General features: G+C 34.8%; 15 protein-coding genes. 6 read left to right on the forward strand and 9 right to left on the reverse strand.

All coding sequences use genetic code 11. The features are described 5' to 3' along the window. Position 1: 1 nt before the first annotated feature. From ACFQ39_RS12355 to ACFQ39_RS12380, 6 genes are all read right to left on the reverse strand, one after another. The gene (locus tag ACFQ39_RS12355; RefSeq protein WP_377179363.1) at positions 2–1,456 is read right to left on the reverse strand and encodes a RagB/SusD family nutrient uptake outer membrane protein; all 1,455 of its coding nucleotides are present in this window, start codon (positions 1,454–1,456) and stop codon (positions 2–4) included. A gap of 57 nt (positions 1,457–1,513) precedes the next feature. Beyond that, on the reverse strand, positions 1,514–4,585 hold the full coding sequence (locus tag ACFQ39_RS12360) for a SusC/RagA family TonB-linked outer membrane protein (RefSeq protein ID WP_377179365.1): 3,072 nt from the start codon (positions 4,583–4,585) through the stop codon (positions 1,514–1,516). 702 nt (positions 4,586–5,287) lie between these two features. Next, a complete protein-coding gene (locus ACFQ39_RS12365) occupies positions 5,288–7,048 on the reverse strand; it encodes a RagB/SusD family nutrient uptake outer membrane protein (RefSeq protein ID WP_377179367.1) in 1,761 nt (586 codons plus the stop codon). A gap of 17 nt (positions 7,049–7,065) precedes the next feature. Continuing rightward, on the reverse strand, positions 7,066–10,179 hold the full coding sequence (locus ACFQ39_RS12370) for a SusC/RagA family TonB-linked outer membrane protein (protein WP_377179369.1): 3,114 nt from the start codon (positions 10,177–10,179) through the stop codon (positions 7,066–7,068). Between the two features lie 1,103 nt (positions 10,180–11,282). After that, positions 11,283–11,717: a GNAT family N-acetyltransferase gene (locus ACFQ39_RS12375; RefSeq protein WP_377179371.1), complete on the reverse strand. Its 435-nt coding sequence runs from the start codon at positions 11,715–11,717 to the stop codon at positions 11,283–11,285. A gap of 78 nt (positions 11,718–11,795) precedes the next feature. Further along, the gene (locus tag ACFQ39_RS12380; RefSeq protein WP_377179373.1) at positions 11,796–12,953 is read right to left on the reverse strand and encodes a THUMP domain-containing class I SAM-dependent RNA methyltransferase; all 1,158 of its coding nucleotides are present in this window, start codon (positions 12,951–12,953) and stop codon (positions 11,796–11,798) included. A gap of 66 nt (positions 12,954–13,019) precedes the next feature. Between ACFQ39_RS12380 and ACFQ39_RS12385 the strand changes: the two genes are divergently transcribed. Next, positions 13,020–13,751, forward strand: coding sequence for an SAM-dependent methyltransferase (locus tag ACFQ39_RS12385; RefSeq protein ID WP_377179375.1), 732 nt, complete (start codon positions 13,020–13,022; stop codon positions 13,749–13,751). Then, entirely contained in the window at positions 13,748–14,425 is a 678-nt protein-coding gene (locus tag ACFQ39_RS12390) for a ZIP family metal transporter (RefSeq protein WP_377179377.1), read from the forward strand. The genes ACFQ39_RS12385 and ACFQ39_RS12390 overlap by 4 nt, the downstream gene beginning before the upstream one ends. A gap of 2 nt (positions 14,426–14,427) precedes the next feature. On the opposite strand, the gene ACFQ39_RS12395 is transcribed toward ACFQ39_RS12390, so the two are convergent. Beyond that, positions 14,428–16,623, reverse strand: coding sequence for a RecQ family ATP-dependent DNA helicase (locus tag ACFQ39_RS12395; RefSeq protein ID WP_377179379.1), 2,196 nt, complete (start codon positions 16,621–16,623; stop codon positions 14,428–14,430). Between the two features lie 147 nt (positions 16,624–16,770). Here ACFQ39_RS12395 and ACFQ39_RS12400 point away from each other — a divergent pair, with 147 nt between their 5' ends. From ACFQ39_RS12400 to lptB, 4 genes are read left to right on the forward strand one after another with little or no spacing between them, the layout of a single operon-like run. Further along, complete coding sequence (locus ACFQ39_RS12400) at positions 16,771–17,736, forward strand: KpsF/GutQ family sugar-phosphate isomerase (protein ID WP_377179381.1); 966 nt, start codon at positions 16,771–16,773, stop codon at positions 17,734–17,736. A gap of 19 nt (positions 17,737–17,755) precedes the next feature. Further along, a complete protein-coding gene (gene tatC / locus ACFQ39_RS12405; protein ID WP_377179383.1) occupies positions 17,756–18,577 on the forward strand; it encodes a twin-arginine translocase subunit TatC in 822 nt (273 codons plus the stop codon). 3 nt (positions 18,578–18,580) lie between these two features. Further along, the gene (locus ACFQ39_RS12410) at positions 18,581–19,174 is read left to right on the forward strand and encodes a YdeI/OmpD-associated family protein (protein ID WP_377179385.1); all 594 of its coding nucleotides are present in this window, start codon (positions 18,581–18,583) and stop codon (positions 19,172–19,174) included. Then, positions 19,171–19,917, forward strand: a complete 747-nt coding sequence (gene lptB, locus ACFQ39_RS12415) for an LPS export ABC transporter ATP-binding protein (protein WP_377179387.1) — start codon at positions 19,171–19,173, stop codon at positions 19,915–19,917. The genes ACFQ39_RS12410 and lptB overlap by 4 nt, the downstream gene beginning before the upstream one ends. Here the strand turns inward: lptB and ACFQ39_RS12420 are convergent. Further along, positions 19,914–20,195, reverse strand: a complete 282-nt coding sequence (locus ACFQ39_RS12420; RefSeq protein ID WP_377179389.1) for a hypothetical protein — start codon at positions 20,193–20,195, stop codon at positions 19,914–19,916. The two genes, lptB and ACFQ39_RS12420, sit on opposite strands and share 4 nt — an antisense overlap. Positions 20,196–20,216: 21 nt before the next feature. Next, positions 20,217–21,155 carry a PorP/SprF family type IX secretion system membrane protein gene (locus ACFQ39_RS12425; RefSeq protein ID WP_377179391.1) on the reverse strand — a complete coding sequence of 313 codons (939 nt, stop codon included), beginning with the start codon at positions 21,153–21,155 and terminating at the stop codon, positions 20,217–20,219. Positions 21,156–21,164: the final 9 nt, after the last annotated feature.

The following is a 21,164-nucleotide window of genomic DNA, read 5'->3' on the forward strand; positions in this document are numbered from 1 at the left end:
TTTAATTATATCCCGGTGTCTGTTCTAACAAGGGATTATCGATCAAATGGTCTTGGAAAATTGGAAACAATAGTGTTTCAGCTGTTTGCCCATTAATCGGCCCCATCACTTCTACCGCTTTATCTGTTCTGATTAAATCCCACCATCTCTTTCCTTCTGATAAAAGTTCCAACTGACGTTCATCCAAAATAAAATTCTCTAACTCATCAACAGAAGCAAAATCATCTTCATTTACGGTTGGAAGTTGTCTCGCCTGCCTAATTTGATTGATTAAATCTACAGCTGCAGTTTTATTTCCCAATTGATTCTCTGCCTCGGCCAATAATAATAAAATGCCAGCGTATCGATAAAGTACAATATCAGTATCATCTATACTTGGACTATAATTTGTGGATTGATATTTTGCAACTCTCGCCTCTCCAATTGGATCACCTTCTTCTCTACTATCAAAATATCTCCAATCACCCCAAAGAGTAGTTCCATCAGGTTCGAAACCTCCTGGAGTAAAACCTGGATATTTAGCAACCCAAAGGGCTGAATCAGTCGGAAATTTTTCAATCCATTTGTTCTCTAGCGAAGGGGCTATATAGTATGACGGTAAACCCGCAAAGAAAAGAGAAAACACACCAGATCGGTCATTATCTTCGGTAAGGGAGAAACGGATCGACATCATCAATTCGGGACCTTCCATTATTTTTCCTCCAAAATCAGGATCATTATAGAACATATCATTCCAAGATTGGCGGTCATTCGTCAATCTATACTCCCCTGAAGCAACTATCTTGTCCAGTACTTGTTTTGCCTTGTCAAATTGTTTTAAATACATATACACATCTGCTTGGAATGCCCAAACCGATGTTTTTGAAAACCTGAATTTATTAGCAGGTTGTGTAATTAATTCTTCTGCTTTTAACATATCCGGTATCACTACATCATTCAATATTGTTGTTCCATCTGTTTTAGCCCTTATTAATTCTTGATCTAAGCCAGAAATTGCTTCAGTAAACAGAGGTACACCTCCCCAAACGCGAACAGCATCAAAATAGGCATATGCTCTTAACGCGTATGCTTCACCCAATAAACTTTGCGAATAAGACGGTATTTGTGGAATTTTCTCGATAGCTAAATTAGCTCTTCCAATCATTTGATATAAATCGTTCCATCTAAGAATACCTGCACTTGAAGGCTGTAAGGTATTAGTTAACAACTCCAAGGCCTCTCCTGTAGGGGTGGCAGAAGCAATATAACTGTCCCCACGAAATTCTCCCCACAAATAGTGCTTGGTTCTGTAGGTTTTTTGCATCGCGTCGTAAATAGCTGCTATACCAGATTCGGCATTACCATTGTTAAGCCAAAATTGCTCATCCGATATCTCACTATAAGGGCTTTCATCTAAAACATCTTCGCATGAACTTGCGAAAACCAATAGAAGAGCCACTGCTACAATTTTTTTCATTCTTGTTATATGTATCATTGCTGTTTTTTTAAATTGATTATTCGTTTTCATCCTAAATTATAAAGATATATTTACTCCTATAATTACCTCAGTTCGATTTGGATACCTCAGGTTGTCTACCCCGGGTTGCAAAGAATTTCCTCTGTTCCCCAATTCTGGATTGTACCCATCATAATTGGTCCACGTCAATAAGTTATTTAAAGACATATAAACACCGAAATTTTTCATCCAAGAAATTCTATCAATTGTGTGTTGAGCTATATTGTATTGGAATCTGATATTTCTTAATCTGATATAATCTCCACTTAAGATGTATTGAGAATTTGGACCTAAACGGTTTTGTGTTCTTCCTCTATCTAGAGAAGCAAATTCTGCAATATCTCCTGGTTTTGTCCACGCACCGGCAATTCTATCAGGACTTGGAGTTTCATTACTTGAATTTAAATCGTTACGCAATTGATCATATCTCTTATAGATATCATTTCCAAAATTGTAATCGAACAAAAATGAAAAAGAGAAATTCTTGATGGTAAATTCATTAAAGAAACCACCAAAATACTCGGGTAATCCATTACCAATAACTTGTCTGTCATTGGCTCCATCGATGTTAAAATCACCATTTACATCTTCCCAATAAATATCACCTCCGCGTAAGGTTCTGGATCCAACCCTTAATCTGTTTACATCACCAGTATATTCTTGACCATTTAAGGTATAATTAACAAAGTTACCCTCAATGTCAAAATTAGGACTTAGTTGTACTCCATCATTAGTAAAGGCATTAGACTCATCATAAGGAAAAACGCCTAAATTTCTGTAACCATACATATTTCCGATTGGTTCACCCTCCGAAATATAAAAATCACCATCCTGAAAGCCATCTTCATCTGCAAGCTCTTTTACTTCATTTTGCAAATAGGAAATATTGAAGCTGCTAAACCATTGAAAATTCTCACTTCTAACAATAGTACCACTCAGACTTAGATCAAAACCTCTATTTTCTACTGAACCAATATTTTTACGAACTTGAATAAAACCTGTTTCCTCGGGTAATGGTACATCGTATAACAAATCTTCTGTCGTTTTTTGCCATAGATCAAAAGTTAAATTGAATCTGTTTTTAAACATGGATAAATCGACACCAAAGTTAGTGGATATAGTGCTCTCCCAACCTAAATCCGGGTTTGCTAACTGATAAGTCGCTATCCCATTTGTACCATACCAATAACCTGGTTGGTAAAGCAAAAGAGATTCATAATTTCCTATTCTTTCATTCCCTGTTTCACCATAACTTGCGCGAAAAAGCAAGTTAGAAACTACAGTGTTCTCCATGAATTTTTCTCCACTCAGTCTCCATCCTACTTGAACTGAAGGAAAAACACCGTATTTTTTATCCTCACCAAATCTTGATGAACCGTCTCTACGAATCGTTCCTTTAATCAAATATTTCCCTTTATAATCATAAGCAAGATCTGCAAAGAGTCCTGTGAGTGAATGGCCTGCCTTAGAGGTTGTGGCATATCTCAATTCATCAACGTTATTAAATGTTTGCGGAAAATCAGACAAAAATGATTGTGCTCTAATATCGGAAAATTCCTCATCCCATTTTTGTAAAGAAAAACCTGCAATACCACTTAAATTGTGATCACCAAAACTTTCCCTATATGTTAAAAAGTTTTCGTGTAATAAGTCGTAACTCAAAGTTTGTCTTTCTCTACCATCTGGTGGTGTTCCAACTCTTTGTACAATAGTTGGGTTAAATTCATTTTGTTTACGCAATCTAAAATTGATCCCCAAAGTAGATCTAAACGACAGAGAAGGTAAGATTTGCCATTGCAAATAATTAAAACTTTGGGCTCTAAAATTGCGATCGTCTAAGGTTCTTTCATTTGCCTCGGCAATAGGATTTTGTCGCCCGGCAATTTCAGGAGTATAACTCCCATCAGGCTCGAACACTGGAAAATAAGGTATTCTTTCTGCAATCTGCTGGAAAACAGTATTTTCATTTAAACCTTTTTGAATTTCATAAGAAGCCAGCAATTTAGTTCCCGCCGTAAGGTTTTTAAATATATCTGCATCTATTCTTGCTAGAGAATTTATTCTTTTGTATCCACTATTAATTACAATTCCTTGTTCTTGTAGATATCCTGTATTCCAATAATATTTATTTTTCTCTCCACCTCCGCTCACTGCGACATTGATTTGATCTCTTCTACCTACCCTTGTAACCAATTTTTGCAAATCATTTGAATTGGCATAAAGTAAACTTAAGGAATCTGCCGGTCTAGTAACTGAGTTTGGATCTGTTCCTCCCCTTACTTGTTCATAATATATACGTTCATTAGAATTGGCTACGGGGATAGCGCTATTTAAAAAACTGTATGAACTTGCGGCATTGACATCTAAACGGGTTTGCCCCCCTTTGGTTCCGCTTTTCGTTGTAATAATCACAACTCCATTGGCAGATTTTGAACCGTAAATGGCAGCTGACGCCCCATCCTTTAATACTTCGATCGAAGCAATATCACTAGGATCTAAGTTGTCGATATCTTCTAATTGTTGACCATCTACCACATATAAGGGATTAACCCCACCTGAAAAAGTTGAAGTACCTCGAATACTTATTGATGAACCTGATCCCGGTCCACCATTTGATGAAATTTGCACCCCAGATAACCTACCCTGAATACCGTCTAATGCATTTACAGGTGTTGTTTGCGCAATGTCTTCAGATTTAATAGAAGCGACAGATCCTAAAATATCTTTCCTTTTTGTGGCAGCATAACCAACTATTACTACCTCTTCTAAACTCTGCGAATCTTCCTTTAAAATGACATCGATTACCGACTTAACACCAACACTTCTTTCAATAGTCTCGTATCCAACAAAAGAATAGACCAAAACATCCGAACCACTTTGTAATTGAATAGAATAGTTTCCCCCTAAATCTGTCACTACTCCATTTGAGGTTCCTTTTTGAATAATGTTAACACCTGGTAAACCGATGCCATCTAATTCTGTTACTTTACCTTTTACTGTTACCAACTGGGCTTGTATCGAAATACTCAGCAAAAAGAAAATAAAAAAAGACACCTTCATGAGATGCTTTTTAAAAAAATTGTCTTTCATAATCCCACATTTTTTGTTTTAATAATTTTGAATAATTGTATAGTTCTTTAACTAATAATCTCAATATTAGAGTTTTCACTTCTATTGACTATCCTGTTCTATCCTGCAAAATTTTGTGGTTTCTTTAGTTTTAATAAGAAGTATTGATTTAAATTTATGTTTTTTGCTAAATTGTAATTCAATTTTTCCAAATAAATATATTTTTAACAATCGTAAATAAAAGATGCTTTTATCTTTATTTTGGATAATGATGAATGATTTGAATTTTCCCAATCGAATACGTAGCAAATGGAACTGCATTTAACTTTTGCTAAACTTTTTAAGAGAACTATTTTTTAATTTAACGTTTAAAGTTTTAGATATTAAGAAACGTGGAATTTGGTAATATGGTCAAGTATTCTTTTCATTTACTTCATTGAAAAACATTATGGCATAAAATTTCAATAAATTGCCAAATAAATTGAACTAGAGCGGGTACTTATTTTAAATCTATCGGTGAGAAAAAACTGTCACTACTAGTGATAAAAACAGATATAAAGTAGCACTAAAGGAAATAATATGTTGGCATTCAAAAATATATTCGTCTAAAGGGAAAATACGCATGATTAAAAAGAAACCCATTTTGGTACTTTTCCAAAATGGGTTTCTTCATTAAACTAATTACTCAATTAAATATAATTCAATGCTATATTTTAAAAACTCCTACCATCCAGGATTTTGGGTTACACTTGGATTCTGAGAAATCACACTTGTTGGAATTGGCCACAAATAGTGCTTACTTTCATCAAAACTAGGTACAAAATCTGTTCCTTTTCTTACATCTATATAAGGTATCCCATCGATTACAGTAGATTCTACGCGAGCTCCAGGATATCTTGCCTGTGCGGCTTCGTCCCAGCGAATTCCATAATCTGAATCCCCAAATTCTTTTGGTCCCTGTTTCCAACGACGAACATCATGATATCTATGTCCTTCAAGAAACAACTCAACTCTTCTTTCCCTTCTAATTTCTATGATGAGAGATGAAACACCAACATCTGCATATCTTGGATCCATTGGAGGATTCATTGTAAGATGTGGCATAGCAACTCGATCTCGCAAGAGGTTGATACTAATATCGAGATCATTCTGGTCTATTGTTCCCAATTCCGCTTTTGCCTCTGCATAATTGAGGAAAATTTCTCCCAAACGCAGGCAAGGAGGTGAAACTATATGTTGGTCTCTAGGACGTTGTTCATCTTCCGCATTCCAATGTTTTACAACATGATACCCAGTATTAGATTTATTACGACCACCACTTTGGCCTACTAATCTTGGGTAATCAAAATTATCATTAGGATAATTTAACATCACCTTGTCTTCCGGATTGAGTACACATTGTCGCAACCTTGGATCGCGATTTACAAAAACATCTTCTATCTGGGCATCACCAGCATAATTGTCAGAAATTGAAATTGGCAATCCATCTGTGCAGAGAAAATCTTCGACGAAATTTTTTGTAGCGCCACCATTGTAATTCCAGAATAAGCGCGAAGCAAAATGGCTATTGATGAGAGACTCATATTTACGCCAGTAAATTACTTCTGGATTACCCTCTTGTGTTGTAGAAGATGATGCATATCTATAATCCGTTAAAGGATTTCCTGTTGAATAAAGTGAAAATCCACCCTCGTTCATAAGTTGGGTAGAGGCTTTAACTGATTCTTCTAACCAAAATGATGCATTCTGCAGACCGTGGTATTTTCTCCATGTCCCTTCGAATAGACAAATTCTGGATTTTACCGCTAGGGCAACCATTTTATCTACACGACCTGGATTTTCACCATTGCCCCAATCCGCAGGAAGCCATTCTATAGCGTAGTCTAAATCCTCTAATACCTTTTCCATTACAAAATCTCTACTATCACGAGGAGCATAAAGTTCAGGTGAATCTATGTTTAACACTTCTCCAATCCACTGAACATCACCAAATCGAGAAACTTTATCAGACATAAACCAACCTCTCATCAAACGTGCTTCTCCTTTGTAGCGATTCACATTATCTGGCTCTAAACCAGCTCTGTCATAATTAGCCAGACCAAAATTTATAGAACGTATCAAATCCCATCCTTTATAACCCATAATTCTAGGGTTATTTTCAACAAAGAAATTACCCGTTCTTACTTTATACATTTCTACGGCACGCGGATGAGTAGCCGCCAAATTATCGCTCATTTCATCTTGCCACCAAAGTCCTTCATAAAAAATAACACCAGGCCCCCTTCCAAGCCCCATCATGATTGGATAGATGTCATCATTCTTGACTTTATCATACAAACCATTGTTATAGTTTCTTATATCATTTTCACTTGACCAATAAGTCTCATTACTTACTTCGTCTAGCGGATATCGCTCCAAAAAATCGTCATTACATGACCAAGAAAGGAACAAAATAAAGATTAAAATAAATTTATATGCTTTCATTTTTTATGTATTTAGTTTTAAAAATTTAAGGTCATTCCTATACTATAAGTTCTCAACAATGGATAAGCTATAGAAGCATCAAAAACATATTCAGGATCAAGAGGTTTTCTTATATCAGAAGACTCCCAGAGATTTTGACCAGCTAGAAAGACTTTTAAAGTTGATATACCTGCTTGTTCAGTATATTGCGGTGGAATTGTATATCCAATGTTTAAATTCTTAAGTCTTATGTAGCTTGCATCTTGCAAAAATCTAGTTTGCTCAACATTGTTTTTAGCGTCTAACTGAGCTTCTGGAAAATAAGCATCTCTATTCTCTGGAGTCCAAGTGTTTTTTAACCAAGATTCATCACCATTATAAGATCTCCATGGGAAAAACCATGTCCAGTTCCCATTACTTGGATAATAATCTCTTTTTGCAACACCTTGGAAGAAAATATCAAAGGAGAAACCTTTGTATTGTAATCCACCATTTATACCATAAGAATATCTAGGAGTGGTGTTACCAATGATTTTTGTATCTCCGGGATCGTCCAGCGTGTTATTTCCATTACTAATCGCACCATCACCGTTTAAATCTGCAAATTCAATATCGCCAACTTTCCATCCATTTCCTAATCTATTTTGATCGGCAATACCGGCTAACTGATCTTCATCTTGAATAATTCCAATTGTTTCATAGCCCCAAATTTCTCCTATTTGCTGCCCTTTGTAGTATTCATTTAAAGCGCCTGTTGGATTTTCATATTTTGTGATCTCTGAAGTCCAATCGGCAAGATTAAAATTCAAATAATAATTCAGATCATCAGCAATATTATCTCTCCATTTCACAGATACTTCCCATCCTTTTGTTCTTAAATCGGCACCATTTTCTTGGGGTGGATTTGCACCGAGTGTTTCGGGATAAATTCTTCTAAGAAGCATATCTCTGGTATCTCGAGTGTAGATATCAAAAGACATATCCAATCTGTTCTTGAGCATAATAATATCGAGTCCAAAATTAGAACTAACTACCTTCTCCCAAGTCAAAGACGGGCTCACCAAACCTGGGGGTGATACCATGGGAATCTGGCCTGAGGAAAGAACAAAATTTGAAGTAGATACGTTTAAGGAAGGAATATAGGGATAAAAATTATTCCCAAATGTTTGGTTACCCAATTCCCCGTAAGAATATCTTAATTTAAGGTTGTCCAGCCAATCATCTGTTCCGGCCATAAAACTTTCTTCAGAAATTCTCCAGCCCACAGAAAAAGATGGAAAAAATCCGAAACGATCATCTTTAGGAAATCTCGATGTCCCATCATATCGGGCACTAGTTTCAAAAAGATATTTATCTTTATAACTATAATTAAAACGATAGAATAAACCTCGGATGGCAAGTTCTGATTTTCCTCCTGTAATAAAGCGAGTTCCCGTGGTTGCACTAATGTCTATGATATTAGGAGAAACCAATTGATTCGCATCACCTCGCACATTTGTATTCAGGCCATATTCCTGGTTATAACCTGCCATAAACTTGAAATAATGATTTTCAAATTGATCCAAGGTATACTCAGCAAAAGCATTAAAAACATAATATTGGTTGTAATCTCTTGAAACATCAATTGTATTATCTCCTTGAATAACTATCGGATTTGTTTGTTCTAAATCTTGACTAACGGTTTCGAAAGCTGTTTTGGCGCTCTCATATTGTCTGTTAAAAAAGTTATACGAGAAGTTACTTTTTACAACTAAATTTTTGACAGGTGTAAGTGTAACACCAGCTTTCATCCATACATCCTGATTTGTGAATTTTGTCCGACCACCGTTTTCTAATCGTGCATATTCGGGAAAAGCATGACCCCAGCTCATACCTTCATATTGTTCATAACCTGGTAAAAGAGGAACTATATAAGGTCGAATAGGTTCTACCCGAATCAGCGAATTAAGGTCTACTTGCGATGGTTTATCAGAATTTTCAAAATTTCCGGTAATCTGACTCTCAAAAATTAACCAATCTTTGATCTTATAATCGGCTTTTGCTAAAACATTATATCTTTTATAATTATCATTTTTGGGATGATTGTAAACTCCATCCGTATTAAAAAAACCAAAAGAAGTATAATAGTTTACATTGTCACTGGCTCCAGAAATAGCAAGATCTAACTTCTGTCTTGGTGAGAACTCATTAACTAAGTCATCCGTTAATCCTGGATTTCCATAATTCCTGAAGGTTCCATCAACTATTTCATACTCAGGATTATTCGCTGGATCCTCCCAATAATTTCTCAGAGCTTCGATATATGCATCGTCATAAACTGGTGTTCCCCCATCTCTTGTGGCCACTTTATTTCTTTCTAATGCGTAGATGTAGCCATTTTCTATTTGATTAATATTGTAAATCGGCTTATTCCAAGAAAACAGAGAACTTAACTGAACATTTACTTTGCCTATTTTACCTGTTTTCGTTTGAACCAAGATAACACCAAAAGCTGCTCTGGCACCATAAATTGCTGACGAAGCACCGTCTTTTAATACAGTTACACTGGCAATATCTTCAGGGTTTATTCTATTTAAATCCATTGGAACACCATCTACCAAAATTAATGGAGCCCCACCGTTTATTGATTCAAAACCACGAATATTAAACTCTGGCGATTCTGTTGGATCTCCACTGACCACTGTAATGTTTAAGTTAGGAATTACTCCTTGAAGTCCTTCCCCAACATTGGTAATAGCTCTACTTTCAAGTCGTTCGCTTGTGGCAACATCAACGGCGCCCGTTAGATTTACTTTTTTAGCAGTACCATAACCAATTACTACTACCTCATCTAAGCTTTGTGCGTCTTCATTTAAAATTACATTTACAATAGATTTATTTTCCACATTTACTTCTTTGGTTTGATACCCCATAAATGAAAATACTAAAATCTTCGAATCTCCTTGTAATGTAATTTCGTAGTTACCATCAAAATCTGTTACCACTCCATTTGATGTTCCCTTTTGAATGATGTTAACGCCAGGCAGTGACGGACCAAATTGGTCTGAAACTTTACCTTTAACCAAAGTCTGAGCACCAAGTCCAATGGAAATCATAAAAAGAAAAAATAAAACGACCTTATCCAGGTGTTTAACGTAAAAATATTGTTTCATAATTTTTACTTTTGAGAATTGATTAATAATTTGAGTTTATAAGTTTTAACAATCTTATGGTCAATTTTAACAAGAATTTAAGGTATTTGCATCCTGCACTATCCTGTTCCTAGTGAACTTACTTGGAGTAACTTAGGTGAGATGATAAAGGATTTTTTTTATCTTATTTTTATGGTTTAAGTGACTATTACTTGGGCTTGTGATTTTGAAATATCAATTTTCAGCCCCAAAATATTTTTAAAAAAACACAGAAAAATATAGCATTAAAAAAAAGTGATTAGTAGAGTAATTTTGTGCAAATTTTCACCAAATTTTTATGAGAAGAATTTCCTCGTGAGAAAGAATTTCATTTTAAAAAAAAAGTATAAAACTTTCATCCTATTAGTAGTGGACGGCATCAGATTCTTTCTTTTTCCCTCTCTAGTTTGTTCTTTGCATTCAAAAAATAGGTAAAACTAAGCATGTAATATTACCCAAAACTTCGCGGTGCGTCTCTTCGTAATAATTGGAATTACTTGTTCTAAGCAGACCTGTGCTTTTATTCATTAATCTAGGGTAGAAAATTTTGAACTAAAACTATTTTTCTTTGTAAAGGCATAAGAAAATGTAGCATTCTAGATAGCTATAGATTCATTAGAATCAAAGCTGAATCTGCCCGGTTTAGCGCTGTAATTGCCGCGAATTGCAATGGCACCTTGTCTTCGTCTACTATGTAACCAGTTACAGATTGCACCTCAATTACACGGACAATAGCCTTATCTATAGAAAAATTGGCTATCCAGAAATGATTCGTAGTGGTTATAAAAGAGTAAGATTCAATTGGTCTTTGTTGGGAATTTGATTGATAAAAATGAAACCCATCAAGCAAATAGAAATGAAATTGCCGGTAAGTTTTAGGAAAGATGATCTAACAAAACGATTTTAAATATGTTTAATCCATAAAGGTGAGTTGACAATACTATTGTTGTCATAGTAGTAAAACTGAAATATTCTAAAAACTGAGAAAGAAAAACAATCGGTACCTAGCATGAATTACATATTTCTGATTGGGCTATAAGAATGATTTTACACCATTTTTGGAAATAAAATTCTTCTTGATTTTTTTAAATATTCTTAAACATTACATAATGCCCTCCTATTTGAGGTATATCAAATTCTCCTCCAATGATTTCGTAACCCAATTTTTTATAAAAATCCAGGGCAACAACACGTGCATTACACCAAATCAAATCAATACCCTTTTCCTTTAAAATCTCTTCTGCTTTGAGCAATACAGCCTTGCCATATCCTTTTTTTTGATGTTTTTCATCTGTAGCCATACCCCTGAGTCGGTATTGATTCTCTTTAAATAAATCGTTTTCAGCAGGCATAAACGTCGCGATACAAGCTAACTTGTTATTTTCATATAATCCCAAATGCAACGTACTCTCCTCAAAATCACCGGGTATTTTTTCACTCAGCGTCATGTTTTTTCTGAGCTCTTGTTTTCTTAGCGCATAGGTTTCAGGAGCCGCAATCAGTTTTATTTCTACAGACATAAGAATTTGGATTTAAATAGGCAATCACAAAATTAGAATTAAAAATGATTGAAAATCACTAAAACATTTAAAATCAAACTAGTTTTTACTCGCCTTTTTTGAACCCTCGTACATTTCATATTTGACAAAACGACATTCTAAACTGCCGTTAAAAACTTTGATTTTTTTGGAAGCTCTTAAACCGACACTTTTTATCCCTTGCTCTAAGTCAGAAGTCACGAACCATGCATCCGTGCTAGGATAGCCTTGCTTTAAGGTATTTCCAATTTCTTTGTAAAAAGTTGGCACATCAATTTTTAATCTCTCTCCGTAAGGCGGATTAAAACACAATATCGTTTTTCCTTCAAATGGCTTTTCGGTAGTAAAAAAATCCTTTTTCTCAATTTCGATAAAATCCGCCAAGTTCGCATTTTCAACATTCTGCGTAGCCTTCATCACAGCAGATGGGGCCTTGTCATATCCCAAAATTTTTCTCGATGAGCTTCTGATTTTTTTTAACAATGAACTTCTGATAAGTTCATAAAGTTCGGCATCGTAATTCTTCCATTTCTGAAATCCAAAGGTCGCCCGATTGATATTGGCAGGAATCTGGTTGGCTATCATGGCCGCTTCTATCAACATTGTTCCGCTGCCACACATCGGATCGATAAAATGCTCTGCGCCGTCATAGCCGGTCATTAAAATTAAGCCCGCCGCAAAAACCTCATTCATAGGGGCAATATTCGTCGCGGTTCTGTAACCTCGCTTATACAATGCTTCGCCAGAACAATCCAATGAAATGTTGCACTGATCCCTATCAATATGAACATTGATCAGTAAATCAGGTTGCTCTATATCTACATCAGGGCGCTTACCGTATTTATCTCTAAAATAATCTGCTACGGCATCTTTACTTTTTAAAGATATGTAATGTGAATGCGTAAAATTCTCGGAGTGAGTAGTCGAATTTAAAGCAAAAGTCGTTTCCAAATTCATATAATCTTCCCAAACAATGGTCTTAATCCCTTGGTATAATTCTTCTTCATTTAAAATTTGAAAAGTTTTAATGGGAACCAAGATCCTAATGGCTGTCCTCAAAGCCAAATTCGCTTTGTACATAAAACCTAAATCTCCTTCGAAGCTCACACTTCTCACGCCTTCTTTAATGTTTTTCGCACCGAGTTTCAATAATTCTTTCGATAAAATTGGCTCAAAACCAAAAAGTGTTTTGGCGATCATTGTAAAATTGTTCTCCATGCCACAAAACTAAGTTTATTTCGTGAATATTGTTTTAATTTGCATAGATTAAAAGAAAAAGCCCTAATGATTAAAAAGGAAACAGATTGGTTTCAAGCATGGTTTGATACGCCTTATTATCATCAGTTGTATGACCATCGAAATGAAACTGAAGCAGAGGGCTTTATGCTTAATTTAATCGATTTTCTTCAATTAAAGCAGGGTTCTAAAATCTTAGATCTGCCTTGTGGAAGAGGTAGACATGCTATTTTTTTGAACAAATGTGGATATGATGTGGTAGGTGCAGATCTCTCTGCAAACAACATTGCATTTGCGAATGAATTTGCAAATGGCAGTCTGAGGTTTACACAGCATGATATGCGGCAGAGCTTAAATTACAAGTACAAAGCCATTTTTAATTTATTTACCAGTTTTGGCTATTTTGATGAAGATGAAACCAATATTGAAGTCTTAAAAAAGTTTAAAGAAGGTTTAGAAGAAGATGGAATCTTAGTGATTGACTTCTTGAATATTAATAAGATAAGAAAAAAACTCATCACGACAGAAACCGTTCAGAAAGAAGATATTTTGTTTAAAATTTCAAGAGCTATTCAAAAAGAACAATTAGTTAAGACGATCGAATTTGAAGCTGATGAACAACAATTTTGTTTTGCGGAAAAAGTGAGAAGCTTTTCTTTTGAAGATTTTGAAAGAATGTCTAGCCTTGCCAGTTTAGAAATTATAGAAACCTTTGGAAATTATGATCTGGAGCCATTCAATCATGTGCATTCAGATCGATTAATACTCTTATTAAAATGAGTTATTGGTTTTTGTTACTCGCCGTTGCCTTAGGTGCAGTTATTGCATTTTATCTTAATCCAGGGAAAAAAGTGCTTCAATTATTACTTTCCTTTAGTGGCGCTTACTTACTGTCTATGACAGTATTACATTTAATACCTGAAGTCTACAACGACCATTCACAAAATATTGGGGTTTTTATTTTAATTGGAATTATTATTCAAACGATATTGGAATTTTTTTCTAAAGGTGCTGAACACGGACATGTGCATATTCATACAAACACCACTAAAATTCCCTGGATACTTTTTATAAGTTTATATATTCATGCTTTTTTGGAAGGAATGCCGCTTGGTATTCAAAATAATTCAGAATTATTATGGGCAATTATAATACATAAAATTCCTGTTGCAGTAATTTTAGTCATTTTCCTCATAAAATCCGGCTTAAAAAAAAGTTATATTCTTGGATTGGTTTTAATTTTTGCTTTCGCGAGCCCCATAGGAAGTTTTTTTGGAGAAAAAATACGTTTTTTACACAATTACCACGAAGAAATATCAGCCGTTATCATTGGAATCTTTCTCCATATCTCAACAGCTATTCTATTTGAAAGTTCTGAGAGCCATAAGTTTAACTTACAGAAGTTTATTGCGATCATTACTGGGTTTTCAGTCGCACTTATTGGTGCCCTTTAAGCTTAGTTGGCAACTTCGCTTATAAATTTTATCCTCATCAATCTAAGTTCCTCTTCATCGAACTCTCCATTAAACTCATCTAATGCATTTTTGATTTTATCATTTTTAGCATCCATGAAATAATCAAAAATTTCTTCCTGTTGATCTTCATCTAAAATTTCATCCAAATAATACCCAATATTCATTTTTGTACCTGAGTATACGATCTGTTCCATTACTTTGATAAAATCATCCATGGTCAATCCTTTTGATCTGGCAATATCATCTAAAGGTATTTTCTTATCGGTATTCTGTATAATGTATAATTTTAAAGCCGAATTTACACCTGTACTCTTTACAACCAGATCATCTGGCCTTACAATTTCATTTTCATCAACATACTTTGCAATCAGATCGACAAAAGGTTTGCCGTATTTTTTTGCTTTACCCTCTCCCACGCCATGAACACTGGATAATTCTTCTATACTTATGGGATATTTTAGCGTCATATCTTCTAAAGATGGATCTTGAAAAACAGCATATGGAGGAACCCCTTTCTGTTTACCAACCTTTTTTCTGAGATCCTTCAGCATTGCCATCAATGCTTCATCCGTTGCTCCACCTCCCTTATTTGAAGTAATAATATTATTGTCATCTCCTTCTTCATACACATGATCTTCGGTCATCAGAAAAGAGACAGGGTTCTCTATAAACTCAAGTCCTTTTTCATTAATTTTCAACACACCATATTGCTCTATCTCTTTAAAAAGTAAATCAGCCACAAGTACTTGCCTAATCAAGGCCATCCAATGTTTATCGGATTTATCTTTACCCGCACCAAAAAATTCTTGTTTGTGGGTATTATGAGAAGTTAATAAAGCATTTTCTTTCCCGATTAATGTATTGACGATTTCTTTTGATTTGTATTCCTGATTTGTTTTTTTAACTACTTCCAATAGCAATTTGACATCGTTCTTTGCCTCAATTTTCTTTTTGGGGTTGCGAACATTGTCATCCATATCTGCGCCCTCACCATTTACTTCGTCAAATTCCTCTCCAAAATAATGCAACAAGAACTTTCTTCTAGACATACTTGTTTCTGCATAAGCCACAACTTCCTGTAACAATGCATTACCAATTTCTTGTTCAGCGACAGGTTTACCAGCTAAAAACTTCTCTAATTTCTCTATGTCTTTATAGGCATAGTACGCTAAACAATAACCCTCACCACCGTCTCTACCGGCTCTTCCAGTTTCCTGATAATAACTCTCTAAACTTTTTGGAATATCGTGATGTATGACAAATCTGACATCCGGCTTATCGATTCCCATACCAAAAGCGATGGTAGCAACCACAACATCTACATCCTCCATCAAAAACATATCCTGGTGTTTAGCTCTGGTTTTAGCATCTAATCCGGCATGATACGGAATTGATTTTATTCCATTCACCTGCAACACCTGTGCAATATCTTCAACCTTCTTTCTACTCAAACAATAGATAACGCCTGATTTTCCTTTGTAATTTCTCACAAACCGAATGATATCTTTTTCAACATCATTGGTTTTAGGTCTAACTTCATAAAATAAATTGGGTCGGTTAAAAGAGGCTTTAAAAGTACGAGCATCAGAAATACCTAAGTTTTTGAGTATATCTTCTTGTACTTTTTCTGTGGCTGTTGCTGTTAAACCGATAATTGGCAGATCACCTATTTGTTTAATTATATTTCTCAAATTTCTGTACTCCGGTCTAAAATCATGACCCCATTCAGAAATACAATGTGCTTCATCGATAGCAATAAATGAAATTTTTTGCTTTTTTAAAAAATCGACATATTCTTCTTTAGTGAGTGATTCTGGTGCGACATAAAGTAATTTTGTCACTCCGTTTTCGATATCACTCAATACCTTGTTCACTTCGGTTTTATTCAATGATGAATTCAACACATGAGCCACGCCGTGTTCTGTTGATATACCTCTCATTGCATCTACCTGATTCTTCATCAAGGCAATCAATGGTGAAACAACTATGGCCGTTCCTTCTTTTACAAGTGCGGGTAATTGGTAGATTAGTGACTTACCTCCACCGGTTGGCATTACAACAAAAGTATTATTCCCTTCAATAATACTTTCAATGGCTTGCTTCTGTAATCCCTTAAAACTCGAAAAACCAAAGTACTCTTTTAGGCTTTCGTTCAAATCAATTTTTACTTCTTTCATTACTAGAATTAGCTATTTTTCAATACTTTTGCGACTAATTAAAATAGAAAATACAGGCTGGTTTAGCAAATATCCTGCCAAATGAAATCTTATTTTTTTTGTACTTAAAGATACAGTATTTTTTTTGATAACAAATTCCAACCCATCTTGAAAAACGATAAAAATATCTTAAAATCTGCCCAAAACACTTTTCAAATTGAGGCTGATGCAATTTTACATTTAAAAGAACTTCTCGATCAAGACTTTAGTAAAGCTGTAGAAACCATACTAAATTCAAAGGGTAGAGTGATTATAACAGGCATTGGAAAAAGTGCCATTATCGGAAACAAAATAGTAGCCACACTTAATTCAACCGGTACACCGGCTATTTTTATGCATGCCGCTGATGCCATTCATGGAGACCTGGGAAATATACAAGAGAACGATGTGGTAATTTTCATTTCTAAAAGTGGAAATACCCCCGAAGTAAAAGTATTGATTCCTCTGATCAGAAAATCTTCCAACAAGATTATTGCCATCACAGGAAATCCGGATTCCTATATTGGGCAAAATGCTGATATTGTTTTAAATACCTATGTTGAAAAAGAAGCCTGCCCCAACAACCTTGCCCCTACAACCAGTACAACTGCACAATTGGTCATGGGAGATGCTCTATCGATATGCTTGTTGGAGCAAAGGGATTTTTCGAGCAATGATTTTGCAAAATATCACCCTGGAGGTGTATTGGGAAAACAGCTTTACCTAAGAGTAAAAGATTTAATGGTTAAAAATGCCAAACCCAATGTAAATCCTAATTCTTCTATTAAAGATGTTATTTTTGAAATTTCTGACAAGCGTCTCGGGATGACCGTGGTTTCAGAAGATCAAAATGTCGTCGGAATTATCACAGATGGAGATTTAAGAAGAATGTTAGAAAAAAATGATGAAATTGGTCATTTAAGTGCCAAAGACATTATGTCTAAAAATCCAAAAAGTATTGGTCCAGATGAAATGGCAGTCGATGCCGTGAAAGTCATGAAAAAACACGATATTTCGTCAATTTTAGTTTTAGATCAGGGTATTTATCAAGGAATTATTCATTTCCAAGATTTATTAAAAGAGGGTCTGATTTAATTTTTAAAACACCTTATTTATGAGTGATGCTAAAAATGATATGTCCTTTCTGGACCATTTAGAGGTTTTACGTTGGACATTGATTCGATCTTCTCTATCAATTTTGGTGTTTAGCGCTATTGCTTTCACCTTTAAAGATTTTATTTTTGAGAAGATCATTCTGAAACCCAAAGACCCAAGCTTTGCTACCTATGAGTTCTTGTGTAATATTTCTCAAAAGCTAGGTACTGATGGTCTTTGTATCGACGAAATTCCTTTTCTTGTGCAAAGTAGAACAATGGCAGGACAGTTTTCTGCGCATATTTGGACTGCTATTGCCGTAGGTTTTATTTTAGCCTTCCCATTTATTTTATTTGAATTTTGGAAATTTATTAAACCAGGGCTGTACGACAACGAAAAGAAGCATGCGCGATTATTTATTTTTGTGTCGTCCCTCCTTTTTTTTATTGGAGTTTTATTTGGCTATTATGTCATAACACCACTTTCGGTTAATTTTTTAGGTTCATACCGTGTGGCAGAGGAAGTAAAAAACAATATCGATTTAGCGAGTTATATCGGTCTACTGAAAGCATCTTGTCTTTCTGCCGGATTGTTGTTTGAATTACCCGTGATTATCTTCTTCTTAACAAAACTCGGATTAGTAACACCCGAATTTTTAAAGAAATACAGAAAATATGCTATTGTTCTAGTGCTAATATTGGCAGCTTTAATTACACCTCCAGACGTGATCAGTCAGATAATTGTCACAATTCCCATGGTTATTTTATATGAGCTAAGTATAAAAATTTCAAAATTCATTGTCAAAAAAGAGAAAAAAGCGGAACTAAAGAAGCAAAAATAGACGATGTCAGATAAAGTCATTAAAATTGAAGCATATTTTAATCAAGCAAATTTTAAAGATAAATTGCTGCAACTAAGATCTGTTTTTATTGATTTAGGTCTTACAGAAACATTGAAATGGGGTATACCAACTTACACTTATTTGGGTAAGAATATAGTAGGTTTAGCCTCATTTAAAAATCATTTTGGAATCTGGTTTTTTCAAGGGGCAATGCTAAGCAACCCCTTGAATTATTTAATTGCAGGACAGAAGAAAACCATTGCCATGCGTCAACTTAAATATAAACCGGAGGACATCATTGATAAAACTATCATAAGAAGTTTTGTTTTGGAAGCGATGGAAAACACCAAGAATCAAATTGTTATTTCACCAAAGAAATCTAAAGAATTGCTAATTCCTGAATTGCTGAAAAAGGAATTAGATGCAAATGTTCAACTCTTTGAAAAATTCAATGCATTCAGTTTAACCGATAAAAGAGATTTTACTGAGTATATTTGCACTGCTAAAAAGACCGAAACACAAGAGAGACGATTATCGAAAGTAGTTTCATATATTGAAGCCGGAATAGGTTTAAACGATAAATACAAAAAGAAATGATTTTACGCGCTGAAAATATAATGAAAATGTACGGCAGCCGAAAGGTAGTAAAAGGGATTTCGCTACAAGTAAAACAGGGCGAAATTATAGGGCTTTTAGGCCCTAACGGCGCAGGAAAAACCACTTCTTTTTATATGATTGTCGGTATGATTCAACCCAATGAGGGCAAGATTTTTATCAATGATGAAGATATTACAGAATATTCCATGTACAAAAGAGCTCAAAAAGGAGTTGGTTATTTAGCGCAAGAAGCTTCTGTTTTTAGAAAATTATCTGTTGAAGATAATATTATGTCTATTCTTCAATTTAGTGGTAAAAGCAAAAATGATCAAAAAGAAAAATTAGAGGCTTTGATCAAAGAATTCGGTTTAAATCATGTGAGAAAAAACAGGGGAGATCTGCTCTCGGGTGGAGAAAGGCGCCGAACAGAAATTGCGAGAGCGTTGGCTTCTGATCCAAATTTTATATTGTTGGATGAACCTTTTGCCGGAGTCGACCCCATTGCCGTAGAGGACATTCAAAATATTGTCGCTCATTTAAAAGACCGAAACATAGGCATCCTTATAACTGATCACGATGTTCAAGCTACGTTAGCCATTACAGACAAAACGTATCTGATGTTCGAAGGAGGCATTCTCAAAGAAGGAACTCCACAAGAACTGGCTGATGATGAAATGGTTAGAAAAGTGTATTTGGGAGAAAATTTTAAACTTTTAGAAAGAAGAAAAAAATTAAAGATCTAACTTTCTTCTCTTCCGATTATTTTTCCTTTTTCATCTACTAGCAAAGTGTGCTTTGATTGTCCTTTTACAATTTCTAAGCGATACACTTTTTTGTTGTTCTCCAATTTATAGGCCGCTTTGGTAACTTTATAGCCTTTAAATTGACTCACTTCTTTGGTGATTTCAGTTGGCACTTTTTGCAATTCAACTTTGTTTTGAAACTCACTTTCTTGGCCATAAGTAGACATACTCAAAATGACTACCAGCAGCACGAATAAAATAATTTTAATATTTCTCATAATTCCCCTTTTTTTATAATTCTACCATCTGGTGTTACTGGAATGATCGAAATCTATTCCCAATGTTAACAAATGTGTCCCTGCATTATTTAACTCAACAGATTGATTTATATTGTATTGAAAGCCGTAACCTACATAAAATTTTTGCTTTTTTAACCCTAGCATAGGTGATACGTAAGCTGGTTCAAAACTTTGATCCGTAAAAAACCGGCCCCCTACTCCGGCCCACAGGTAACCATCGTCTGTATATTTCCTCGCTTTAAAATTCAAATCCGTAGCTGATCTGCCATCACTTTCAAAATATTTAAAGTACAAAGACGGTTCTAATTCATACTCACCATCCTCTAATTCAAAGGTATAGCCCGTATAAATATAATAATTTCTCAGTTTTTTCGGTTCAGATTCATCAAAAACTTTCACATTCTTGTTTAAAATATTTGAAGCGTTGAAACTGAAAAAGAATTTTTCTAAACGATATAAAAAAGCAGCCTCGAAATTTGAATTAATAGAGGAAATATTTGCACCCACATTCGGATCATTTCCTGTATTTTCAAAATTTGAAACATCAATTCTAAATTGAACAAATTTATAGCTCAAACCAAATGAAATATATTGATCATTTTCATCATTGATGGTTAAATGGTGAGCAAAACTTAGCTGACCCCCTATTTGTGAGGTATTACCATTGCTGTCATTGTACAATATTGCCCCAACTCCAGATCTTTCCCAAACTCTCGTATCATAACTTATCGTTTGTGTATTCGGTGCATCTTTTAATCCTACCCATTGAAATACACCGGCCACTCGCAGTCGATGAATATCCTCATCAAAACCGGCATAGGCAGGGGAAATGGTAAAGGGATTCTCAACCAAATATTGTGTATAGGGTGCCATTTTAAACTCCTGACCAATCATTTTAACAGTGCTTAGCACGAATATGATTACAAATAACTTTTTCATCTATCTATT

The sequence above is a fragment of the Namhaeicola litoreus genome (genome assembly GCF_042679565.1).
In the GTDB taxonomy this organism is placed as follows: domain Bacteria; phylum Bacteroidota; class Bacteroidia; order Flavobacteriales; family Flavobacteriaceae; genus Namhaeicola; species Namhaeicola litoreus.